Raw genomic sequence first — 23,158 nt, 5'->3', positions numbered from 1 at the left:
CCCGCAACCGGTATTTGCCGCCCCGCGCGATGCGGCCCACTCGCGCGGCGGCGGCCGTTCCTCCCGGCGCGCACGCGCCGCGGCCATGACGCTTCCCGTTGATTCGCTGTCGGACGGCAGCAGGCGAACGGTATAATTACGTGCTTTGCTACGGCGCTTCGCGCGTCGTACGCCCGCATTCCAACTTCCCGGCAGGACCCACCACCATGACAGCCCTCCTCATCGACGGCAACGCCCTCTCGAAGACCCTGCGCGGTCAGGCCGCCGAGCGCGCCGCCGCACTGACCGCCCGCGGCCACCAGCCCGGTCTCGCGGTGATCCTCGTCGGCGAAAATCCGGCGAGCGAAGTCTACGTGCGCAACAAGATCAAGGCGTGCGAGGACAACGGTTTCTTCTCGCTGAAGGATGCGTACCCGGCCACGCTGTCGGAAGCCGACCTGCTCGCGCGCATCGACGAACTGAACCGCGACCCGAAGATCCACGGCATCCTCGTCCAGTTGCCGCTGCCCGCGCACATCGACAGCCACAAGGTGATCGAGGCGATCGCGCCGGAAAAGGACGTCGATGGCTTTCACGTCGCGAACGCCGGCGCGCTGATGACCGGCAAGCCGCTGTTCCGCCCGTGCACGCCGTACGGCGTGATGAAGATGTTCGAAGCGCACGGCATTGCGCTGCAGGGCGCGAACGCGGTCGTGATCGGCCGCTCGAACATCGTCGGCAAGCCGATGGCGATGATGCTGCTCGACGCCGGCGCGACCGTGACGATTTGCCACAGCAAGACGCGCGACCTCGCCGCGCATACGCGCGAGGCCGACATCGTGGTCGCCGCGGTCGGCAAGCGCAACATCCTGACCGCCGACATGGTAAAGCCGGGCGCGACGGTGATCGACGTCGGCATGAACCGTGACGACGCAGGCAAGCTGTGCGGCGACGTCGATTTCGCGGGCGTGAAGGAAGTCGCCGGCTACATCACGCCGGTGCCGGGCGGCGTCGGTCCGATGACCATCACGATGCTGCTGATCAACACGATCGAATCCGCCGAACGCGCCGCGGCCGCCGCGGCCTGACGCGCCACCCGCCCAGCCGGCGCGCGCTTCCGTGCGCCGGTGTCTCGCCAGCCGCAATCGCCCGGCTGCATCGCGCCAGCCGGCGCGCCCCGCTGCGCATCCGACCCTGCATCAATCGCGTCATTAGAAACTAACGATTGGAAAGCGCACGATGCGCCCCAATAATGTCGGTATCGGGCGCGTTCGCGCGCCGCCGCCGTTACCCTTTTCATCCCGGTTCATCCGGCAACAGACAGGGAGTCTTATGTCCGCCAGCGCCAACACCAATCCGCTCCTCGACTTCTCCGGCCTGCCCCGTTTCGGCGAGATCCGCCCGGAACACGTGACGCCCGCGCTCGATACGCTGCTCGATGCCGCCAGCCGCGCCGTCGAAGCCGCGAGCGCGAGCGACACGCCGTCGACGTGGGCCGCCGTCGTCGAGACGGTCGAGCGGGCCACGGAGCCGCTCGGCCGCGCATGGGGCATGGTCGGCCACCTGAATGCGGTCGCCGACACGCCCGAACTGCGGGCTGCGTACGGTGAAAACCTGCCGCGCGTGACCGAATTCTGGTCGAGCGTCGGCCAGAATCTCGCGCTGTACGAAAAGTACAAGGCGATCGCCGCGAGCGCCGAATACGCGACGCTGTCGGCCGAGCGCAAGAAGATCCTCGACAATGCGCTGCGCGACTTCCGCCTGTCGGGCGCCGAGCTGCCGGAGGACCAGAAGCCGCGCTTCGCGGAACTGCAGGAACAGCAGGCCGCGCTGTCGAAGGCGTTCTCCGATCACGTGCTCGACGCGACCAACGCGTACGCGTACTTCGCCCACGACGAAGCCGAGCTGGCCGGCCTGCCCGGCGACGCGATCGAGGCCGCCCGCGAAGCCGCGCAGAAGGACGGCAAGGAAGGCTGGAAATTCACGCTGCATTTCCCGTCATACTTCCCGGTGCTGCAGTACGCGGACAACCGCGCGCTGCGCGAGACGCTCTACCGCGCCTATGCGACGCGCGCGTCGGAGCTCGGGCCGCAATACGGCGACGGCAAGGCCGAATGGGACAACACGGCGATCGTCGCCGACGAGCTGAAGCTGCGCCGCGAAGAGGCGCAGATGCTCGGCTACCGCAATTTCGCCGAAGTGTCGCTCGCGCCGAAGATGGCCGAATCGCCGCAGCAGGTGATCGCATTCCTCGAGGATCTCGCGACGCGCGCCCGCCCGCACGCGGACAAGGACTGGGACGAACTGCGCACGTTCGCCGCGAAGGAGCTCGGCCTCGCCGAACTCGCCCCGTGGGACGTCGCGTACGCGGCCGAAAAACTCCGCCAGCAGCGCTATGCGTTCTCGGAAAACGAGGTCAAGCAGTACTTCCCGGAACCGGCCGCGCTGAAGGGCCTGTTCACCGTCACCGAAACGCTGTTCGGCGTGCGGATCAAGCCGGACGACGCGCCGGTGTGGCACAAGGACGTGCGCTTCTTCCGCGTCGAGAACCGCGACGGCTCGCTCGTCGCGCAGTTCTACCTCGACCTGTACGCACGCGAAGGCAAGCGCGGCGGCGCGTGGATGGACGACGCGCGGTCGCGCGCGAAGCGCGGCGGCGACGTGCAGACGCCCGTTGCGTACCTGACCTGCAACTTCTCCGCGCCGGTCGGCGGCAAACCCGCGTGCTTCACGCACGATGAAGTCATCACGCTGTTCCATGAATTCGGCCACGGGCTGCACCACATGCTCACGCGCGTCGACGAGCTCGGCGTGTCGGGCATCAACGGCGTCGAATGGGATGCGGTCGAACTGCCGTCGCAGTTCATGGAAAACTTCTGCTGGGAATGGGACGTGCTGTCGTCGATGTCGTCGCACGTCGACACGGGTGCGTCGCTGCCGCGCGAACTGTTCGACAAGATGATCGCCGCGAAGAACTTCCAGAGCGGGCTCGGCACGCTGCGCCAGATCGTGTTCTCGATGTTCGACATGCTGCTGCACGTCGACTTCGACCCGGCCGGCACCACCGGCGTGACCGCGTTCGCACGCGAGATCAACGAGCGCTATCACGTGATCCCGCAGGCGCCGTTCTCGCGCTGGCCGAACACGTTCAGCCACATCTTCGCGGGCGGCTATGCGGCCGGCTACTACAGCTACAAGTGGGCCGAAGTGCTGTCGGCCGATGCGTACGCGGCGTTCGAGGAAGCGGCCGCCGCCAGCGGCAGCGTGCTCGACGCGGCAACCGGCACGCGCTATCGCCGCGAAATCCTCGAGGTCGGCGGCAGCCGTCCAGCGATGGAATCGTTCAAGGCGTTCCGCGGCCGCGAGCCGCAGATCGACGCGCTGCTGCGCCACAACGGGATGGCCGCGTCCGCGCACTGAGCGCGCGTAGCCCGGCTCGTCCGGCCGCATCGACAGGCACCGCTTCGGCGGTGCCTTTTTCATGGCGCGGACGTGCCGTCGCCCACTTCGTCGTCGAACAGCAGGAATTGCCCGTGGCGCTCGGCCGTGTCCTCGTCGATGCGCACGCCGACGCCCAGCAGCCGAACCGGCTGCGCGCGCCGCAGCAACCCCTTCGCGAGCAGCGTGACGGCCGTCTCGGCGTTAGTCGCATCGGCCACGCACTCGACCGTCGTGCGCTGGAAATCGGCGAAGCGGATCTTCACGTACAGCTTGCGGATCGACCGCACGGCGCCCGCGCGCTCGATCCGCGCGTCGAGTTGCACGACGAGGCGGCGGATTTCGTCCGCGCATTGCTCGAGCGTCGTCAGGTCGGTCACGTAGGTCGTCTCGACGCTGACCGACTTGCGCTCCTGGTCGGCCTGCACCGGCCGCTCGTCGATCCCGCGCGACAGCTGGTACAACCGCCGCCCGAACGCGCCGAACTCGCGGTGCAGGTCGATCAGCGGCCAATCGCGCAACTGCGCGCAGGTCTGGATGCCGAGCCGGTCGAGCCGCGTGGCCGTCACCTTGCCGACGCCGTGCAGCTTGCGCACCGGCAGCGCCGCGACGAACGCATCGATCTCGTGCGGCCGCACGACGAACAGCCCGTCGGGCTTGTTCCAGTCGGACGCGATCTTCGCGATGAACTTGTTCGGCGCAACGCCCGCCGACACGGTTACGCCGACCGTCTCGCGCACCCGCTCGCGGATCTCGCGCGCAATCAGCGTCGCACTGCCCTGACAACGTTCGGACCCGCTGACGTCGAGATAGGCTTCGTCGAGCGACAGCGGCTCGACGTCCGGCGTGTAGTCGCGATAGATCGCCATGATCTGCCGCGACGCCGCGCGATACTTGTCCATCGCGGACGGCAGGATCAGCAGGTCCGGACACTTGCGCATCGCCAGCGCCGACGACATCGCCGAATGCACGCCGTAGCGCCGCGCCTCGTAGTTGCAGGTCGCGATCACGCCGCGCTGGTCGGGACGGCCACCGACCGCGAGCGGCCGGTTGCGCAGCGACGGGTCGTCGCGCATCTCGACCGACGCGTAGAAGCAGTCGCAGTCGCAATGAATGATCTTGCGCATGCGCGGCGGCGCGTCGCCGGGCGGCGGCGCGTGCGGATCGGCAGGCGGAATGGTGGTCGGGCTCACGGTGCCGATACTGTACAAAAACACAGTGCCGGTTTCAACTGCCGCGTGCGGCCGGAGCCGGCCACGCGCAACCGGCTGCGCCGTACCGGCCCGGTTTGTGCGGATCGTACCGGCCGGGCACGGGCAGCGACACCTATACTCGTCTGCCGCGAGACACGAAACGCAAAGGTGACGGATGAAGACGATCGGACTGATCGGCGGCATGAGCTGGGAATCGTCGGCCGAGTACTACCGGATGATCAACCGGCACTCGAAGGCATTGCACGGCGGGCATCACAACGCGAAGAGCGTGCTGGTCACGGTCGACTTCGCCGACATCGAAGCGCTGCAACGCACGCACGACTGGGCCGCGCTCGGCGAGCGGATGGCCGACGCCGCGCGGCAACTCGAAGCAGCGGGCGCCGACCTCGTCGTCCTGACGACCAATACGATGCATCGGGTGCACGACGCGATCGAGACCGCGGTGACGCTGCCGTTCCTGCACATCGCCGATCCGACCGGCAGCGCGCTGCGCGCCGCAGGCGTCGAGCGCGTCGCGCTGCTCGGCACGCGCTACACGATGGAGTTGCCGTTCTACGCGGCGCGGCTGCGCGAGAAGTTCGGGCTCGACGTGCTGGTGCCGGACGAACCCGGGCGCGACGACGTGCACCGGATCATCTACGACGAGCTGTGCCACGGCGTCATCTCGGCGCAATCGCGCGCGACGTACGTGTCGATCATCGACGCACTGGCCACGCGCGGCGCACAGGCGGTGATCCTCGGCTGCACGGAAATCACGCTGCTGATCGGTGCGGACGACTCGCCGCTGCCGGTATTCGATACGACCGCGCTGCATGCGAAAGCGGCCGTCGAGTGGGCGGCGCGCTGAACGACACACGCCGTCGCGTACCGACACGCGTCGCCGAATGGCATCGCCGCATTGTTTCGTGCGCCGGGATTCACTCTCCCGACGTACGCGTCGCGGCTCGCCCGACGCCCTGCTCTCGCCCGTCACACGGGCCGGTACGAACGGCCCGCGCATCACGCGCCCCGGTTCACACGGACGCGTCGACACGGCGGCTTATCCCTTGGTAATAAAGTGACTGCAAATTGGTACGCGAGCAGCGCCACCGCAATCGACGCTGCTCGTCGCGGTCTCTTTTCCACCAACGGGAAACAGGAACATGAAAAGACTCAGCACCGTATTCGGCGCGCTGCTCGCCGTGTCGGCCACGCTCAACGCGCATGCCGACCCGAATATCGCCGCATCGGCCGCCACGACGCCCAGCGACGGCTTCGATCGCATGACGTGGGACATCACGCCTGAAGTCGTGCCGACCGAGGTCAACGCCAGCTACTACTGGGCCAACCAGTTGTCGTCGCAACATGGCGGGCACGCGATGTACACCGGCATCCAGCCGCGCACCCGCGGCACCAACGTGGTGATCTTCAGCGCGTTCGGCACCGGCACGGCGCCGCTGTCGGCGAATTGCCGCGGCGGCGCCGACGGCGGTTCCGGCACGTCGTGCTCGATCGCCTACCCGTGGGAAACCGGCCATGCCTATCGGCTGCAGGTGACCGTGACGCAGGCCAATCGCAGCGACGGGCGCTCGACCGTCGACGGTTTCATCACGGACGTCGCCACCGGCGCCACGACGCCGACCGGCAGCATCGCGGTGCCGGCGGACTGGGGCGGCCTGTCGAGTTCGGCTTATCTGTTCGACGAATACTTTCCGTTCAATGCTGCGTCGAAGGACCCGATGCAGCGGCCATGCGTGCCGTACGCGCGCTACATGACGTCGCTGCCGCATTTCTACCTGAAGGATGTCGACTACCCGACGACCGAGCGGTCGATCCGGCTGAATACGGGGAAGGACAAGTGCGCGGTGCTGTCGGGCACGCCGAACGCACGGGCCACGCTGGTCAACACGGCGACCTATCAGCTCGAGAACGGCTTCCTGCCCGGGAGCCCGGGCGCGCCGAAATAACAGGCGGACGCGGAAAACAAAAAACCCGGCACGGAGCCGGGTTTTTCGTGGACGAAGTGCGCATCGGTCAATTGCGCCGCACATCGTCTGGTGTGCTTGGTTGCGGGGACAGGATTTGAACCTGTGACCTTCGGGTTATGAGCCCGACGAGCTGCCAGACTGCTCCACCCCGCGTCAGAGAAATAAATTATAGGGTGAGGAAGTACTCACGTCAATACTTTTGTCACAATTTCCGGTTCCGCTGCCCGAGCGGCGATGCGTGACACATGCGCGAGCCCGCATGACCTTGTGCGTTCGCACCCCATGCTCGCGGTAAGATGACGGCCTCCAAATTCACGCCGCACGCCCCCTCCCGTTCATGAAAATAGCAACCTGGAACGTCAACTCGCTCAACGTCCGCAAACAGCACGTGCTCGACTGGCTCGCGCAAAGCGGCACCGACGTACTGTGCCTGCAGGAGCTGAAGCTGCCGGACGAGAAATTCCCGCGCGCCGATCTCGAGGCGGCCGGCTACCGCAGCTGGTTCACGGGCCAGAAGACCTACAACGGTGTCGCGATCCTCGTGCGCGACACGCTCGTCGTCGATGAATCGGACGTCGTGCGCAACATCCCCGGCTTCGACGATCCGCAGCAGCGCGTGATCGCCGCGACGGTCGACGGCGTGCGCATCGTGTCCGCCTACTTCCCGAACGGCCAGGCGCTCGACTCCGACAAGTTCGTCTACAAGATGCAGTGGCTCGACGCGCTGCAGGCGTGGCTGCGCACCGAGCTGCAACGCTACCCGAAGCTCGCGCTGCTCGGCGACTACAACATCGCGCCGGAAGACCGCGACGTGCACGATCCGGCGAAATGGGAAGGCCAGAACCTCGTGTCGCCGCAGGAGCGCGCGCACTTCGCGCAGCTGATCGAACTCGGCTTCGTCGATGCGTTCCGCCGCTTCGAGCAGCCCGAGAAAACCTTCACGTGGTGGGACTACCGGATGATGGCATTCCGCCGCAACGCGGGACTGCGCATCGACCACATCCTGCTGTCGCCGGAACTCGCGGCGACCTGCGCGTCGTGCGAAGTCGATCGCACGCCGCGCACGTGGGAACAGCCGTCCGACCACACGCCCGTCGTCGCGATCGTCGGCTGATCTTCGGGCCCGCGCGCGATCAGCGCCGCGCGGGCGCCGGCCCGAGATGGGCCCACAGGAAGCCGAATTCGGCCGCATCGGCTTCCGCGCGTTCGAGATCGTCCGCGCTGCCGTGGCCGCCGTCGGTGTTCTCCCAGTACCACACCCGTTCGTGACCGAGCGCCTGCATGCGCGCCGCCATCTTGCGCGCATGCGCGGGATGCACGCGGTCGTCGCGGGTCGACGTCGTCAGCAACAACGGCGGATACACGACCCCTTCGCGCACCCGGTGATACGGCGAATACGCGGCCAGCGCCGCGCCTTCGCGCGGATCGTCCGGGTCGCCGTATTCGTCGAGCCATGCGGCGCCCGCGTGCAGCTTCGGATAGCGCTGCATGTCCAGCAGCGGCACGCGGCACAGCACCGCGCCGAACAGCTCCGGCCGCTGCATCATGCACGCGGCGACCAGCAGCCCGCCGTTGCTGCCGCCCTCGATCCCGAGCTGCGCGGCGCTCGTCACGCCGGTCGCGGCCAGATCCTCGGCGACCGCGATGAAATCGTCGAACGAACGCTGGCGATGTTCACGCTGCGCGTCGGTGTGCCAGCGCGGCCCGAATTCGCCGCCGCCGCGGATGTGCGCGAACGCCATCACGCCGCCGCGTTCGAGCCATCCGATGCCGAACGCATCGCTGTAGCCCGGCAGGTTCGGGATCGCAAAACCGCCATAGCCCGACAGCAGGCATGGCCGCGCGACGCGCGCCCCGCCCGGCGGTGCGTCGAGCGCATCGCGCGGCCCGATCAGCGTGTACGGCACCACCGTGCCGTCCCGCGAACGCGCGCTCGCGCGGCGGACGACCAGCCCGGCCGCGTCGAACTGCACCGGCGGCCGGTCGAGCAGCACGCGGCGCGACGGCGCATCGTCCGCGCGATCGGCCAGATCGGCCAGCCAGCATTCGGGCGGATCGAGGTAGGTGTCGACGTCGACGTACACCTCGTCGTTCAGCGTCGACTCGACGGGCTCGACGTCGATCTGCGCATCGCCCGGCCAGTCGAACGGCCGCGCATCCCACGTCCACGACCCGTCGTCGGCCTGCCGCGGCTGCCACAGCATCGTACGGTTGTGCACGTCGTCGAGCCAGCTCGCGATCAGCGTCGTGCGCGTGTGCGTCCACGTACAGGCGGACGTGGTCGGCCGCGGTGCGAACAGCGTCGTGAATTCGCGCGCGCCGGCGAGGAACGCCTGCTCGCGAATCGCCAGCAGCGAGCCGCCCGCGTGGCGCACACCGTCGCAATCCCAGTCGAGGCGAGGCTCCAGCACGAGCCAGCCTTCCCAGAACCCGACCTCGACATGCGTCGGCACGTCGTAGCGCGCCCATTCGCCCGCGTCGGTCAGCCGGTACGCGTGCGCGTCGAAGAAATCGACGCTGCGCCACGCAACGTGGCGGCGGTCGATCGGGTCGTACCACGCACCCGCGCTGATGTCGTCCGGCTCGCCGCTGAACACGACGGGCGCGTCGGCGAGCGCCGTGCCGCGCACCCAGCGCCGCGCTTCATACGGATAGCCGGCTGCAGTCGCATGCGCTTCGCCGCGATCCCAGCTCACGTACACGGTGTCGCGGTCGATCCAGCCGACCGTATGATGGCCCGGCGCGTCGATCGTGAAGCCGCCGTCCACGAACCGGCGCTCGACGAGATCGAATTCGCGCACGACGACCGCATCGGCGCCGCCCGGCGACAGCGACAGCAGCACGCGATCGCCGTCCGGATACAGGATCGCCTCCTGCTCGAACACCCACGACTCGCCCTCTTCGGCGCCGAGCGCGTCGACGTCGAGCAGCGTCTCCCACGCAGGTTGGCCGGCACGCCAGTCGGCCCAGCGCGTGCGGCGCCACAGTCCCTTCGGATGAAGATCGTCCTGCCACAGGTCGTACGCCCAGTCGCGCCAGCGGGTCGGAATCACCGGGCGTTCACGCGGCAGATACGCTTTCGCGAGACGCGCGGTCAGCGCGCGATAGGCATCGTCGTCGCGCAGCGCGGCGCGCGTACGCGCATTCTGCTCGTCGACCCACGTGCGGGCGCGCTTGCTGTCGAGCGCTTCGAGGAAACGGAACGGGTCGGCCCCGGCGGGCCAGCGGAAGGATTCGGACATGGAGGATCGGCGGAATGGCAAGCTGCATGCAAACCGCGATTATGTCCGATCGCGGCAGGCGCGGGCCCGCGCCTGCCGCGAATCGTGCTCAGGGCTCCAGATGGAGCTCCTGGATCTTGCGCGTGATCGTGTTGCGGCCGATGCCGAGCCGCTCCGCGGCCTCGACCTTGCGGCCGCGCGTGAAGTCGAGCGCCTCGCGAATCACGGCCGCCTCGAAGCGGCGCGCGAGTTCGTCCATCACGTCGGCCGAGTTCTCGCGCAACAGCCGCGCGACTTCGGTGCGCAGCCCGTGCTCCCACAACGGGTAGCCGGCCGGCACGCTGCCGTTCGGCGCGCTCGCGGCGGGCGCGGCGGCCAGCGGCGTCGCGCCGATCGCGGCAGGCACCGCTGCAACATGGCCGCCGCTGCCGTGCGCGTCCGCACCGTCGCCCGTCGCGACGACGGGCGCCACGGGCGCGCCGGCCGGCACGAGGTCGGGCGGCAGATCCTTGATCTCGACCGTCTGCGCGGGCGCCATCACGGTCAGCCAGTTCGCGAGGTTCTCGAGCTGCCGCACGTTGCCGGGAAACGGCAGCGACGTCAGGTACGCGAGCGCGTCGTCGGACACGCGCTTCGGCTCGACGCCGAGATCGCGCGCGCTCTTCTGCAGGAAGTGGCGCGTGAGCAGCGCGATGTCCTCGCTGCGTTCGCGCAGCGGCGGCAAGCGCAGCCGGATCACGTTGAGCCGGTGGTAAAGGTCCTCGCGGAACAACCCCTGCCGCACGCGCGACTCGAGATTCTGGTGTGTCGCGGCGATCACGCGCACGTTCGCGCGCAGCGGATTGTGCCCGCCGACGCGGTAGAACTGCCCGTCCGACAGCACGCGCAACAGGCGCGTCTGCAGGTCGAACGGCATGTCGCCGATTTCGTCGAGGAACAGCGTGCCGTTCTCGGCCTGCTCGAAGCGGCCCTGCCGCGTCGTCTGCGCGCCGGTGAACGCGCCGCGCTCATGGCCGAACAGTTCGGATTCGAGCAGATCCTTCGGAATCGCCGCCGTGTTCAGCGCGATGAACGGGCCGTTCGCGCGCGGGCTGTGACGGTGCAGCGCCCGGGCGACCAGCTCCTTGCCGGTGCCCGATTCGCCGGTGATCAGCACGGTCGCGGCCGAATGCGACAGGCGGCCGATCGCGCGGAACATGTCCTGCATCGCGGGCGCCTGGCCGAGCATCTCGGGCGCCTCGGCCACGCGCTCGTCCTGCGGCGCGCCGCCGCGCAGGCTTTCTTCCACCGCGCGGCGAATCAACTCGACCGCCTTGTCGACGTCGAACGGCTTCGCGAGGTATTCGAACGCGCCGCCCTGGAACGCCGCGACGGCGCTGTCGAGATCGGAGAACGCCGTCATGATGATGACGGGCAGGCCCGGCAGCCGCTCGTGCATCGCCTGCAGCAACTCGAGGCCCGAGCCGCCCGGCATCCGGATGTCGGACACGAGCACCTGCGGCGTCTCGTGGTCGAGCGCGGCCAGCGCATCGCGCACGTTCGCGAAGCTCTTCGTCGCGAAGCTGTCCCGGGCGAGTGCCTTTTCAAGCACCCAGCGGATCGATTGGTCGTCGTCTACTATCCAGATCGGCTTCATAGGTCGGTCAGATATGGGTGAATCGCAATGTCGCCGCTCAATGGTCGAGCGGCAGCAGGATCTGAAATTCGGTACGTCCGGGCCGGCTTTCGACCTCGATCATCCCGTCGTGCTGCTGTACGAACGTCTGCGCGAGCGTGAGGCCGAGGCCGCTGCCGTCTTCGCGTCCGGACACGAGCGGGTAGAAGATCCGGTCGCGGATCTCTTCCGGAATGCCGGGCCCGTTGTCGATCACGTGCAAGTCCAGTGCCAGCCGGTACAGGCGCTTGGCGATCGTCACCTTGCGCGCGATGCGCGTGCGCAGCTCGATCTTCGCGTCGCCCTGCGCGATCCGTTCGCGCAGCGCCTGCGCGGCGTTGCGCACGATGTTGAGCAGCGCCTGGATCAACTGCTCCTTGTCGCCGCGCAGGTCCGGCACGCTCACGTCGTAGTCGCGCTCGATCGTGAGCCCGCGCGGGAACTCCGCGAGCATCACCGCGCGCACGCGTTCGCACACTTCATGAATGTTCACGTCGCCGACGATGTGCGGATGCCGGTGCGGCTCCAGCAACCGGTCGACGAGCGTCTGCAGGCGGTCGGACTCCTTGATGATCACCTGCGTGTATTCGCGCAACTCGCCGCGCTCGCGCTCGCCCAGCTCGAATTCGAGCAGCTGGGCTGCGCCGCGAATGCCGCCGAGCGGGTTCTTGATCTCGTGCGCGAGGTTGCGGATCAGTTGCTTGTTGACCGCGGTCAGGTCGTGGATGCGCTCTTCCCGATCGGTGCGCGACTGCCGTTCGTTCTCGAACAGCTCGACGAGCACGAAATCGGGCGCGTTCTCGAGGAAGCCGACGATCGCATGCACGTGCAGCGGTTCGCGGCCGGGCCGGTCGAGCACGGTATCGAGATGCGTCGCGTGAAAGCGTTCCTCGCCGATCGCGGTGATCGTCGAGGCCAGCTCGTTCGCGTTCGGAAAAATCTCGCCCCACGGCCGCTGCGCGAGCTGCCGCCGCGAGATGTCGAGCATCGCCTCCGCGGACGGGTTCGCGAACGCGATCCGCAGCGTCTTGCGGTCGAGCACGATCACGACCGTCGGCAGCGCTTCGAGCCCCGCCAGCAGACCCGAGCGCGAGAGCCGCTCGTCGTCCGTCAGTCGTTCGGGCTGCCCCGTTTTCGCCTTGATCAGATTCTTCAGAACCATCTGCGTGCTTGTCGCGCCTCAACGGGCCAGAAAATGAAAATCGTCGGAACAAAAAAGGGACGGCTGGACGCCGTCCCCTTTCAGACTCCGCCGCTCCCGCCGCAAGCCGCGCGGCGGGAACGAACCGGCATGACGGCGCTGAATCGAAGCGCCATCGCCGATTAGAGCGAGTAGTACATCTCGAACTCGATCGGGTGCGTCGTCATGCGGAACTTCGCCAGCTCCTGCTCCTTCAGCGCGAGGTATGCGTCGAGCATGCTGTCCGTGAACACGCCGCCACGGGTCAGGAACTCGCGATCCTTGTCGAGTGCTTCGAGCGCCTGGTCGAGGCCCGCGCACACGGTCGGGATCTTTGCATCTTCTTCCGGCGGCAGGTCGTACAGGTTCTTGTCCGCTGCTTCGCCCGGATGGATCTTGTTCTGGATCCCGTCGAGGCCGGCCATCATCAGCGCCGAGAACAACAGGTACGGGTTCGCCATCGGATCCGGGAAGCGCGTTTCGATGCGGCGGCCCTTCGGGTTCGACACGTGCGGAATGCGGATCGATGCCGAACGGTTGCGCGCCGAGTAGGCGAGCTTGACCGGCGCTTCGAAGTGCGGGACCAGACGCTTGTACGAGTTCGTCGTCGGGTTCGTGATCGCGTTCAGCGCGCGAGCGTGCTTGATGATGCCGCCGATGTAGAACAGCGCCAGTTCCGACAGGCCGGCGTAGCCGTTGCCCGCGAACAGGTTCTGGCCGTCCTTCCAGATCGACTGGTGAACGTGCATGCCCGAACCGTTGTCGCCGACGACCGGCTTCGGCATGAACGTCGCCGTCTTGCCGTACGAGTGCGCGACGTTGTGGATGATGTACTTCGACCACTGCGTCCAGTCGGCGCGCTCGACCAGCGTCGAGAACTTCGTGCCGATTTCGTTCTGCCCCTGGCCCGCCACTTCGTGGTGGTGCACTTCGACCGGGATGCCGAGCTGTTCGAGCAGCAGGCACATTTCCGAACGCATGTCCTGGAACGTGTCGACCGGTGCGACCGGGAAGTAGCCGCCCTTCGTGCCCGGACGGTGGCCCGTGTTGCCGCCTTCGAATTCCTTGCCGGCCGACCACGGTGCTTCTTCCGAGTTGATCTTCACGAAGCAGCCCGACATGTCCGTGTTCCACTGGACCGAGTCGAAAATGAAGAATTCCGGTTCCGGACCGAAGTAGGCCGTGTCGCCGATGCCCGTGCTCTTCAGGTACGCTTCCGCGCGCTTCGCGAGCGAACGCGGATCGCGCTCGTAGCCCTTGCCGTCGGCCGGCTCGACCACGTCGCAGGTCAGCACGAGGGTCGACTCTTCATAGAACGGGTCGATGAAGGCAGCGTTCGGGTCCGGCATGAGCAGCATGTCCGACGCCTCGATGCCCTTCCAGCCCGCGATCGACGAACCGTCGAATGCATGGCCGCTTTCGAACTTGTCTTCGTCAAACGCCGAAACCGGCACCGACACGTGCTGTTCCTTGCCGCGCGTATCCGTGAAGCGGAAATCGACAAACTTGACGTCCTCGTCCTTCACGAGCTGCATGACGTCGGCGACGGTTTTACTCATAACCTCTTCTCCTGATTGAACAATTCCGGCGGACTGGGAACCGCCTCGTTTATCGAGCTGACCGGGGTCTTGCTTTTGGCGCAGCGCGCCCCGATTCGACCGAATTCTATATAGCAGCTTCCGTGCCAACCATCGCAAAACCGACGCGGATCGCGCCGTCCCGCGCCGCAGCGGGGCTCGCCTGCGCAATTGCAGGGCTCGGGGCCGCACCGACGCCGACGACATCGCACCGCATTGGTGCAATCCGCGGGATGCGGCGGCGCGTCCGAATCATTCTGGTGCATGCGCGCCATTCTGCACTCTTTTGGTGAATCCGTGGCCCGCGCGTGCGCCGCAGGTCGCGCGGACGTCCGTGCCGTGCCGCCGCGCTAGAATGATCGTTTGACCGATACGGAGACTCCCTGCCATGAGTACGCTCGACCAGCTTTACGCGAAGGCCGACGAACGCCGCGCACAAGGCGCGCTCAACTACGCCGGCGCGCTGCTGCCGGTCGAGGCATTCGAACTGCTGCAGCTCGACCCGTCGGCGCGCCTCGTCGACGTGCGCACGCGCGCCGAGCTGGACTGGATCGGCCGCCCGCTCGTCGGCGACGGCCAGTACCTGCACGTCGAATGGACGCGCTACCCGGGCGGCGTGCCGAATGCCGAATTCGTCAACGAACTGAAGGCGGCCCTCCCGGCCGCCGATACGCCGATCCTGTTCCTGTGCCGCAGCGCCGCGCGCTCGAAGCTCGCTGCGGTCGCGTCCGCGCAGGCCGGCTACACGAAGGCGTTCGACCTGCTCGAAGGCTTCGAGGGCGCGAAGGACGCCGAAGGCCACCGCAAGACGGTCGACGGCTGGTGCTTCCGCAAACTGCCGTGGATCGGCGCCTGAGCGCGCGCCGCACCCGCCGGTTGCGACAGCCTCATCGTCGAGCCGGGCGATGACATGCCGATGACGGGCCGCGTTGCGCGGCCCGTTGCTTTTGGCATTGCCGCGTTGCAGGCCGCTCAGGGGCGCGGCGTGTCGGGCTCGACGACGTCGCCGCCGAGCAGATGCACGCCTTCGCGCAGCTTCACGAACGCGGCCGCGACCGCTTCCGGCTCGCCCTTCACGCCGAGATCGATGTGCCGGCGCGCGTAGATGCCGCCGCGCTCCGCGTCGCCCACGCTCGGCAGGCTGAACACGCGCACGCCCGGGAAATCGCGCTCGATCTTCTCCATCAGCGGCGTGAGTGTCGATTCCGGCAGTTCGAACACGTACAGCGAGCGCTCCGCATGCGGCGTCGCGTGATGCAGATGCGCGTACTTCGTATCGAGCACCCATTCGATCATCGGCCACGCCATCACCGGGAAGCCCGGCACGAAATGGAGATCGCCGACCGAGAAGCCGGGAATCCGGTTGTAGCCGTTCGGGATGATCGTCGCGCCCGCCGGGAACACGCCCATGTTGAAGCGATGCTGGTTCTCCGGCGACTCGAAGTCGACCGGCGTGGCCGGATCGGTGTGCGTTTCGCGAATCCGCTCCGAAATCAGCTCCTTCGCTTCCGGATGCAGCGCGAGCGGCACGCCGAGCGCGGCGGCCGCGCACTGGCGCGTATGGTCGTCCGGCGTCGCGCCGATGCCGCCCGTCGAGAACACGATGTCGCCCGACGCGATCGCGCGCGCGAGCGTCGCGGTGATGCGCGCCGGATCGTCGCCGACGTATTCCGCCCAGTCGAGCGCGAGGCCGCGCGCGCCGAGCAACTCGATGACCTTCGCCAGATGCTTGTCCTGCCGGCGGCCCGAAAGGATTTCGTCGCCGATGATGATGATGCCGATGCTCATGCCTGCCCCATGTCGATTGCGGTGGCGCGCGCGCTGGCGCGCAGGTCTTCCAGCGCGCGCAGGCAGTAGTGCCCGAACCACAGCGCCGAGAAGACGAGGATGAAAGCGTAAACCCAGATCATGGCGGCCGCGACGAACGGAAACAGCACCATCATCCAGACCGACGAGACCCACACGAAGGTCGGCACGGTGCCGAGCAGCCCGGTCGCGACGCCGATGCCGATCAGCGGCCAGCGGTGCCGGCGCACCAGCGCGCGGCGCTCGTCGCGGCTCGCGTGCAGCGCGAGCGCGTCGTAGGTCATCACGCGGTACGTGAGCCAGCCCCAGATCACCGGCGGCAGCAGCGCGAAGAACGGCGGAATCAGCCATAGCGGGATCGTGACGACGAGCAGCACGACGCCGACGATCGCCGCGCCGAGCGAATTGACTACGCTGCCGAAGAAGGTGCCGCCCCGCTTCGCTTCGAGTGCCGCGAACTGGCGATTCGAAAGGTGCTTGATCACGACCGGCATCGAGATCGTCGCGATCAGCAGCAGCACGGTCAGCACGATCAGCGGAATCGCGAGCGACACGACCACGAACGGCGCGACGACCGCATGCAGCTGCGACATGCCGATCGCGTCGAACGCGCGATACAGCATGGCCGTCAGCACGAAGCCGTCGAGCGCGCCGCGCGCGAGGTCCAGCAGCGTCTGCCACGAGAACCACAGCACGGCGCCCCACAGCAGCGCGGAGACGACGAACGGCATCAGGGTGAGCCACAGCATGCGCGGGTGCAACGCGCTGGCGAGCGCCCGGACGAAGGAACGCAGCAAGTCGTTCATGCGGACCTGTATCGATGGAGAAAAACGGGGAAAGGATAAACCACGCGGCCCGCATGCGCCAAAGCGCATGCGGGCCGCGTGGGAAAGTCGTTCAACGGGAGAACGGCCGGATCGGGTCAGGCCGACGCCGCGCCGCGCTTGGCGGGGAACAGGCGCCGGAAGATCCGCACGAACGCCAGGCCGTGCTGCGACCAGAAGCCGTCGCCATAGGACACGCCCTCGACCTGCTCGCGGATGCCGGTCGGCTCGACCGTGCGGTTCCACGACGCGGTGCCGAACATCATGTCCCACCACGGGAACAGCACGCCGAAGTTGCAGCCGTACTTGGTGCCTTCGTGGCCGTAGCCGACCGCATGGTGGCGGCGATGGAAGATCGGGCTGACGAGCAGGCGCTCGCCGATGCGGCCGTACGACAGCCGCGCATTCGTGTGCTGAATGCTCTGCAGGAAGTTCGTGACCGCGGTCAGCACGACGAACTGCGACGGCGTCACGCCGATCACGAGCGCGATCGCCGCGAAGAAGCACGACTGCAGTACGTCGTCGAGCAGGTGGTTGCGGTCGTCGCACCACAGCGACATCTGCCGCTGGCTGTGATGGACCGCGTGCAGCTCCCACCAGATACCGAACTTGTGCTGCCAGCGGTGATACCAGTAGCCGGCGAAATCGAGCACGACGAGGTAGATCGCGAACGCGACGATCGGTTGCGACGTCACGCCCGGCCACAGATAGTCGAGGTTGACGTTCGCGACGCCGTGCAGGCGCAGCCACGCCTGGAAGCTGTCGAACACCGGCTGCAGCGCGAAGAAGAAGAACAGCGTGTAAATGCCTAGCTTCGAGATCGCCGTGTAGATCACGTCGACCCGCACCGCGCGGCGGTTCTTCCAGCGCTCGACCGGCAGCAGCGCCTCGAGCGGGCGCAGCAGCGCGAACATCAGCACCATCTGCAGCGCGCCGATGATCACCCAGTACAGCGCGTCGTAGGTGTCCTCGTCATAGTCCATCAGGTTGAACTTGAAGAGGAGCGGCTGCACGACATCGACGTACAGCCAGGTCTGGATGTCCGACACGAACGCATCGATCAGGTGCAGCATCGTTCGCCTCCGCCCGTCACGCGCCGTTCGCGGCCTTCCACGGCGCGCGGTCGTAGAAGTAGATGCCGTGCGGCGAGCGGCCGACGGCGATCGTCTGCACCAGCTTGCGCGACGCCAGGTCGATGATCCCGACCTTCTTCGCGAAACGGAACGTCACCCACAGCGTCTTCTTGTCGGCGGACAGCTCCATGTCGTCCGGGCCCGGCAGCAGGCCGGTGATGTCGCCGACGTTGGTGAGCGTGTTCTCGTCGATGATGCTGATCGTGTTCGCGACGCGGTTGGTCACCGCGACGTGCGTGCCGTCGGCGAGCGAACGGAAGTTGTGCGCGCCCTTGCCCGTGTAGATCTGCTTGACGACCTTCTGGTTGCGCCAGTCGACGACCGCGACGTAATCCGCGCCGGTCATCCCGACGAGCAGGAACTTGTCGTCCGGCGTGAGCCACAGGCCGGCCGGCACCTTGCCGACCTTCATCTTCCATTTGACCGTCTGCGTAGGCAGGTCGATCGCCGCGATCTCGCCAGACACCTGCAGCGACACGAGCAGCGTCTTGCTGTCCTTCGTGAACGCGAGGTGGCTCGGCATCACCGCGAGCGGCACGCGCTTCACGAGCTTCAGGTCGCGGCCGTCGTAGCCGTAGATGTCGACGCGGTCGAGCCGCAGGCCGGCCGCCGCGAACCACTTGCGATCGGGCGAGAAGCCGAGCTGGTAGGGATCGTCGATCCCTTCGACGGTGCGCTGCAGCTTGCCCGTCTTCGGATCGAGGAACATCAGGCTGTTCGAGACCGAATTTGCAACGATCAGCGACGCATTGTCGGGCGTCGCCATCAAATGGTGCGGTTCCTTGCCGGTCGGCATCGTGGAAACGACTTCGCGGGTCTGCTGGTCGATCAGGGAAAGCGTCGCTTCGGCCGAGTTGAGAACGATCACGTTATTCGCGTGGGCGGCGGGCGCCAGTACGGCGGCGGCCAGCGCGAGCGTGCGGCCGAGGGAAAGGAAAGTGCGCATGAAGACTCACGTCGTGGAACAGCAGTCATTGTAGAACGTTCGGCGGGCCCCTCCGGTTGACCCATGCCGGTATTGCGCCGCTTCGCCGCACGCCCCGCCTGCCGGACGCGCCGCCGCGGCAGGCGCCGTGCGGCCGGCCGGGGCAGCCAGGGCCAGCCGCCGGGGCGGACGCGGTCGACCGATGCCGCGCTAGCGCTGCATCGACTCCCAGACCTTGTGCAGACGCTTGACAGAGACCGGCATCGGCGTGCGCAGTTCCTGCGCGAACAACGAAATCCGCAATTCCTCGAGCAGCCAGCGGAATTCCGCGAGCCGCGCATCGGCGACGCCGCCGCGCTGCGACACCGCGCGCTGGTACTGCTGGGCGAGCGGCAGCAGCTCGGCCGACTGCTTCGCGTCGCGTGCCGGATCGGCCTTCAGCTTGTCGATGCGCAGCGCGATGCCCTTCAGGTAGCGCGGGAAATGCGCAAGCTGCGCGTAAGGCGTGTCGATCACGAAGCGCTTGCCGACCAGCGCAGCCAGTTGCTGCTGCAGATCCGCATGCGCCTGCGCGAACGGCTTCGCCTGCGCGAGCTTCTTCACGAGCCCCGCGTATTCGGCCAGGATCTGCCCGACGAGCCGCGCGATTTCCTGCGCGAGCAGGTTCAGGCGGCTGCGGCCCTCGTCGCGGCGCGCGTGGAAGCTCGCGTCGTCGTCGGGCAGCGGATCCTGCAGGCACGCGCGGTCGAGCGCCGTGTCGATCAGCTGGTCGCGCAGTTCGTCCTGCGTGCCGAGCGACATGTACTGCATCGCCATCTCGCGCAGGCCCGGCAGATTCTTCTCTAGGAACTTGATCGGCTCCTTCAGCTGCAGCGCGAACAGCCGCCGCAAGCCGGCCCGGTGAATGCGCGCGGCCTCCTCCGGCGAATCGAACACCTCGACGTCGCAGTGCGTGCCGCGGTCGACGAGCGCCGGATAGCCGTACAGCGTCTGGCCGCGCCGGCGGATTTCCAGCAACTCGGGCAGCTTGCCGAAATTCCACGTCGTCAGGTTTTCGTACAGCGCGGTCGCGCCGGTTTCCGCCGGGACGGTCGTCTGCGGCGCGGCGCCCTTGCCGGCCTTCGCGCCGCGAGCGGCAACCGCGGGCGTGGCAGCCGACGCGGACGCGTGGCCGAGCGCGTGACCGGCGTCGGCGTCGCCCCCGGTCGCGATCGTCGACGCCGCCGCGATCTTCTGGAACTGCTGCTGCGCCTGCGCGCCCAGCTCCTGGCGCAGCTGCGCGAGATTGCGCCCCATCGCGAGCTGGCGGCCGTGCTCGTCGATCACCTTGAAGTTCATGAACAGGTGCGCGGGCAGCGTCTCGAGCTTGAAGTCGGCCGTTTTCATCGCGACCTGCGTCTCGCCGCGCACGTCGGCGATCAGCGCCTCGACGAGCCCGCCCGCACCGAAGCGCTCGCGGCCCATCCGCTCGACGAAGCCGGCCGCGTATTCGGGCAGCGGCACGCAGTGCCGGCGCAGCTTCTGCGGCAGCGACTTCAGCAGCAACTGGACCTTTTCCTTCAGCATCCCCGGCACGAGCCACTCGCAGCGGCGCGCGTCGACCTGGTTCAGCGCGAAGAGCGGCACCGCGAGCGTCACGCCGTCGCGCGGCGTGCCCGGCTCGAAGTGATAGGTGAGCGCCATTTCGACACCCGCCATCGTCGCGCGCTTCGGGAACAGGTCGGTCGTGACGCCGGCCGCCTCGTGACGCATCAGGTCGTCGCGCGACAGGTACAGCAGCCGCTGCTTGTCCTCCGCCTGGCCGCCCTTCTTCACCTCGTCGCGATACCAGCGCTCGAACGCGGCGCCCGTGTGGATGCCTTCCGGAATCGCATGGTCGTAGTACGCGTAGATCAGTTCGTCGTCGACCAGCACGTCCTGACGGCGCGACTTGTGCTCGAGCTGCTCGATGTCGGCGAGCAGCTTGCGGTTGTGCGCGAAGAACGGCAGCTTCGTGTCGAATTCGCCTTCGACCAGCGCGCCGCGGATGAACAGCTCGCGGGCGCGCGCCGGGTCCTGCTTGCCGAACGCGACGCGCCGCCGGTGGTAGATCGGCAGCCCGTACAGCGTCGCGCGCTCGAATGCGCTGACCTGCGCCGGACGCTTTTCCCAGTGCGGCTCCGACAGCGATTTCTTCAGCAGGTGCGCGCCGATCTTCTCGACCCACTCGGGCTCGATCTTCGCGAGGCAGCGCGCGTACAGCCGGCTCGTCTCGACGAGTTCGGCCGCCATCACCCAGCGGCCGGCCTTCTTCGCGAGCGCGGAGCCCGGCCACAGGTAGAACTTGATGCCGCGCGCGCCGAGGTAATGCGGATCGTCGTCGGCCTTCATCCCGAGGTTGCCGAGCAGGCCCGTCAACAGGGCCAGATGAATCTGCTCGTAGGTGGCCTCGACTTCGTTGAGCCGCCAGCCGTGCTCGCGCACGACCGTCAGCAGCTGCGAATGGACGTCGCGCCACTCGCGCAGCCGCAGGTGCGACAGGAAGTTCTGCCGGCATGCATCGATCAGCTGGCGATTCGATTTCTTGTGCGCGACGGCCTCTTCGAACCACGCCCAGATCTTCAGCCACTGCAGGAATTCGGAGCGCTCGTCGGCGAACCGGCGGTGCGCCTGGTCGGCCTGCTCCTGCGCTTCGATCGGGCGGTCGCGCGGGTCCTGCACGGACAGCGCGCTCGCGATGATCAGCACCTCGCGCAGCGACTGCTGGTCGCGCGCGGCGAGAATCATCCGGCCGACGCGCGGGTCGAGCGGCAGGCGCGCGAGCTCGCGGCCGAGCGGCGTCAGCGCGTTGTCGTCGTCGACCGCGCCGAGTTCGTTCAGCAGTTGATAACCGTCCGCGATCGCGCGGCCGGGCGGCGGCTCGAGGAACGGGAACGATTCGATCGCGGTCAGGTGCAGCGACTTCATCCGCAGGATCACCGACGCGAGCGACGAGCGCAGGATTTCCGGGTCGGTGAAGCGCGCGCGCGCCTGGTAGTCGCTTTCCTCGTACAAGCGGATGCAGACGCCGTCGGCCACGCGGCCGCAGCGGCCCGCGCGCTGGTTCGCGGCCGCCTGCGAGATCGACTCGACCTGCAGCTGCTCGACCTTGTTCCGGTACGAATAGCGCTTCACGCGCGCGAGGCCGGTATCGACCACGTAGCGGATGCCGGGCACCGTCAGCGAGGTTTCGGCCACGTTGGTCGCGAGCACGATGCGGCGCGCGTTCGACGCCTTGAACACCTTGTCCTGGTCGGCCGCCGAGAGCCGCGCGAACAGCGGCAGGATCTCGGTATGCGGCGGATGGTGCTTGCGCAGCGCCTCGGCCGCCTCGCGGATCTCGCGCTCGCCGGGCAGGAACACCAGCACGTCGCCGGGGCCTTCGCGGCACAGCTCGTCGACCGCGTCGACGATCGCGTCCATCAGGTCGCGCTCGGCTTCGCGCGCGGTCTTCACGCGGTCGCGGCCGCCCGTGCCTTCGGCGTTCTTCACGGCCGGGCGATCCTCGGCCACCGGGCGGTAGCGCATCTCGACCGGATACAGCCGCCCGCTCACCTCGATCACGGGCGCGGGGCGCGCGTCGGTGCCGAAATGGCGCGCGAAGCGGTCGGCGTCGATCGTCGCGGACGTGACGATCAGCTTCAGGTCCGGCCGCCTCGGCAGGATTTCCTTCAGATAGCCGAGCAGGAAGTCGATGTTCAGGCTGCGCTCGTGCGCCTCGTCGATGATCAGCGTGTCGTACGCCTTCAGCAACGGGTCGGTCTGCGTCTCCGCGAGCAGGATGCCGTCCGTCATCAGCTTGACGGACGCGCCCGGCGCGAGATTGTCGGTAAAGCGCACCTTGTAGCCGACCACCTCGCCGAACGGCGTGCCGAGTTCCTCGGCGATCCGGCGGCCGGTCGACGAGGCGGCCAGGCGCCGCGGCTGCGTATGGCCGATCAGGCCCGTGCCGCCGGCGCCGAGGCCGCGGCCGAGATCGAGACAGATCTTCGGCAACTGGGTGGTCTTGCCCGAGCCGGTTTCGCCGCAGACGATCACGACCTGATGATCGGCGATCGCGCGCGCAATCTCGTCGCGCTTGCCCGAGACGGGCAGGCTTTCCGGGTACGTGATCGGCGGAACGGGATTCGGTGCGACCGGGGCGCGCGGCGGACGCTCGCGGCGCGGGGCGCGCTCGCCCGTTGCCTGGGGCGCGCCCTTCGCGGCCGGCTGGCGCGCGCCG

At 67.8% G+C, this 23,158-nt stretch carries 16 protein-coding genes and 1 tRNA gene; 6 read left to right on the top strand and 11 right to left on the bottom strand.

Annotated elements, in window-relative coordinates; genetic code table 11:
* Window positions 1-206: 206 nt before the first annotated feature.
* On the top strand, window positions 207-1,067 hold the full coding sequence (folD, locus tag MMB92_RS31655) for a bifunctional methylenetetrahydrofolate dehydrogenase/methenyltetrahydrofolate cyclohydrolase FolD (RefSeq protein ID WP_006482550.1): 861 nt from the start codon (window positions 207-209) through the stop codon (window positions 1,065-1,067).
* 244 nt (window positions 1,068-1,311) lie between these two features.
* Window positions 1,312-3,399: a M3 family metallopeptidase gene (locus MMB92_RS31650; RefSeq protein WP_060265364.1), complete on the top strand. Its 2,088-nt coding sequence runs from the start codon at window positions 1,312-1,314 to the stop codon at window positions 3,397-3,399.
* Between the two features lie 59 nt (window positions 3,400-3,458).
* On the opposite strand, the gene dinB is transcribed toward MMB92_RS31650, so the two are convergent.
* Complete coding sequence (gene dinB, locus MMB92_RS31645) at window positions 3,459-4,634, bottom strand: DNA polymerase IV (protein WP_006482551.1); 1,176 nt, start codon at window positions 4,632-4,634, stop codon at window positions 3,459-3,461.
* Window positions 4,635-4,785: 151 nt separating this feature from the next.
* Here dinB and MMB92_RS31640 point away from each other — a divergent pair, with 151 nt between their 5' ends.
* On the top strand, window positions 4,786-5,478 hold the full coding sequence (locus MMB92_RS31640) for an aspartate/glutamate racemase family protein (protein WP_060265366.1): 693 nt from the start codon (window positions 4,786-4,788) through the stop codon (window positions 5,476-5,478).
* 295 nt (window positions 5,479-5,773) lie between these two features.
* A complete protein-coding gene (locus MMB92_RS31635) occupies window positions 5,774-6,577 on the top strand; it encodes a hypothetical protein (protein WP_277563175.1) in 804 nt (267 codons plus the stop codon).
* A 97-nt stretch (window positions 6,578-6,674) separates the two neighbouring features.
* Here MMB92_RS31635 and MMB92_RS31630 read toward each other — a convergent pair.
* Window positions 6,675-6,751 (bottom strand) — tRNA-Met (locus tag MMB92_RS31630).
* Between the two features lie 184 nt (window positions 6,752-6,935).
* Between MMB92_RS31630 and xth the strand changes: the two genes are divergently transcribed.
* Window positions 6,936-7,712, top strand: coding sequence for an exodeoxyribonuclease III (xth, locus tag MMB92_RS31625; protein ID WP_034201544.1), 777 nt, complete (start codon window positions 6,936-6,938; stop codon window positions 7,710-7,712).
* 19 nt (window positions 7,713-7,731) lie between these two features.
* Here xth and MMB92_RS31620 read toward each other — a convergent pair whose 3' ends face one another.
* From MMB92_RS31620 to glnA, 4 genes are all read right to left on the bottom strand, one after another.
* Window positions 7,732-9,840 (bottom strand): prolyl oligopeptidase family serine peptidase, encoded by a 2,109-nt coding sequence (locus MMB92_RS31620; RefSeq protein ID WP_006482548.1) that lies wholly within the window; start codon window positions 9,838-9,840, stop codon window positions 7,732-7,734.
* Window positions 9,841-9,928: 88 nt separating this feature from the next.
* Window positions 9,929-11,455, bottom strand: a complete 1,527-nt coding sequence (gene ntrC / locus MMB92_RS31615; protein ID WP_012492714.1) for a nitrogen regulation protein NR(I) — start codon at window positions 11,453-11,455, stop codon at window positions 9,929-9,931.
* 37 nt (window positions 11,456-11,492) lie between these two features.
* On the bottom strand, window positions 11,493-12,635 hold the full coding sequence (gene glnL, locus MMB92_RS31610) for a nitrogen regulation protein NR(II) (RefSeq protein WP_006482511.1): 1,143 nt from the start codon (window positions 12,633-12,635) through the stop codon (window positions 11,493-11,495).
* Window positions 12,636-12,796: 161 nt separating this feature from the next.
* A complete protein-coding gene (gene glnA, locus MMB92_RS31605; protein ID WP_006482510.1) occupies window positions 12,797-14,212 on the bottom strand; it encodes a type I glutamate--ammonia ligase in 1,416 nt (471 codons plus the stop codon).
* Between the two features lie 406 nt (window positions 14,213-14,618).
* On the opposite strand from glnA, the gene MMB92_RS31600 reads away from it, so the two are divergent.
* Window positions 14,619-15,086, top strand: a complete 468-nt coding sequence (locus MMB92_RS31600) for a rhodanese-like domain-containing protein (protein WP_006496791.1) — start codon at window positions 14,619-14,621, stop codon at window positions 15,084-15,086.
* A gap of 116 nt (window positions 15,087-15,202) precedes the next feature.
* On the opposite strand, the gene MMB92_RS31595 is transcribed toward MMB92_RS31600, so the two are convergent.
* The 5 genes from MMB92_RS31595 to hrpA form a co-directional block, all read right to left on the bottom strand.
* Complete coding sequence (locus MMB92_RS31595; RefSeq protein WP_006482515.1) at window positions 15,203-16,018, bottom strand: molybdopterin-binding protein; 816 nt, start codon at window positions 16,016-16,018, stop codon at window positions 15,203-15,205.
* On the bottom strand, window positions 16,015-16,842 hold the full coding sequence (locus MMB92_RS31590; protein ID WP_006478362.1) for an EI24 domain-containing protein: 828 nt from the start codon (window positions 16,840-16,842) through the stop codon (window positions 16,015-16,017). Before MMB92_RS31590 ends, MMB92_RS31595 begins: the two co-directional genes overlap by 4 nt.
* Window positions 16,843-16,958: 116 nt before the next feature.
* Window positions 16,959-17,933, bottom strand: a complete 975-nt coding sequence (locus tag MMB92_RS31585) for a sterol desaturase family protein (RefSeq protein ID WP_006482516.1) — start codon at window positions 17,931-17,933, stop codon at window positions 16,959-16,961.
* A 16-nt stretch (window positions 17,934-17,949) separates the two neighbouring features.
* On the bottom strand, window positions 17,950-18,939 hold the full coding sequence (locus MMB92_RS31580) for a beta-propeller fold lactonase family protein (RefSeq protein WP_006482513.1): 990 nt from the start codon (window positions 18,937-18,939) through the stop codon (window positions 17,950-17,952).
* 189 nt (window positions 18,940-19,128) lie between these two features.
* Window positions 19,129-23,049, bottom strand: coding sequence for an ATP-dependent RNA helicase HrpA (gene hrpA / locus MMB92_RS31575; RefSeq protein WP_277563176.1), 3,921 nt, complete (start codon window positions 23,047-23,049; stop codon window positions 19,129-19,131).
* Window positions 23,050-23,158: the final 109 nt, after the last annotated feature.

This window comes from Burkholderia sp. IO2 (assembly GCF_029522185.1).
In the GTDB taxonomy this organism is placed as follows: Bacteria; Pseudomonadota; Gammaproteobacteria; order Burkholderiales; family Burkholderiaceae; genus Burkholderia; species Burkholderia cenocepacia.
The sequence above is the reverse complement of the archived record's forward strand: the minus strand, read 5'-3'. Positions and strand labels throughout refer to the sequence as shown.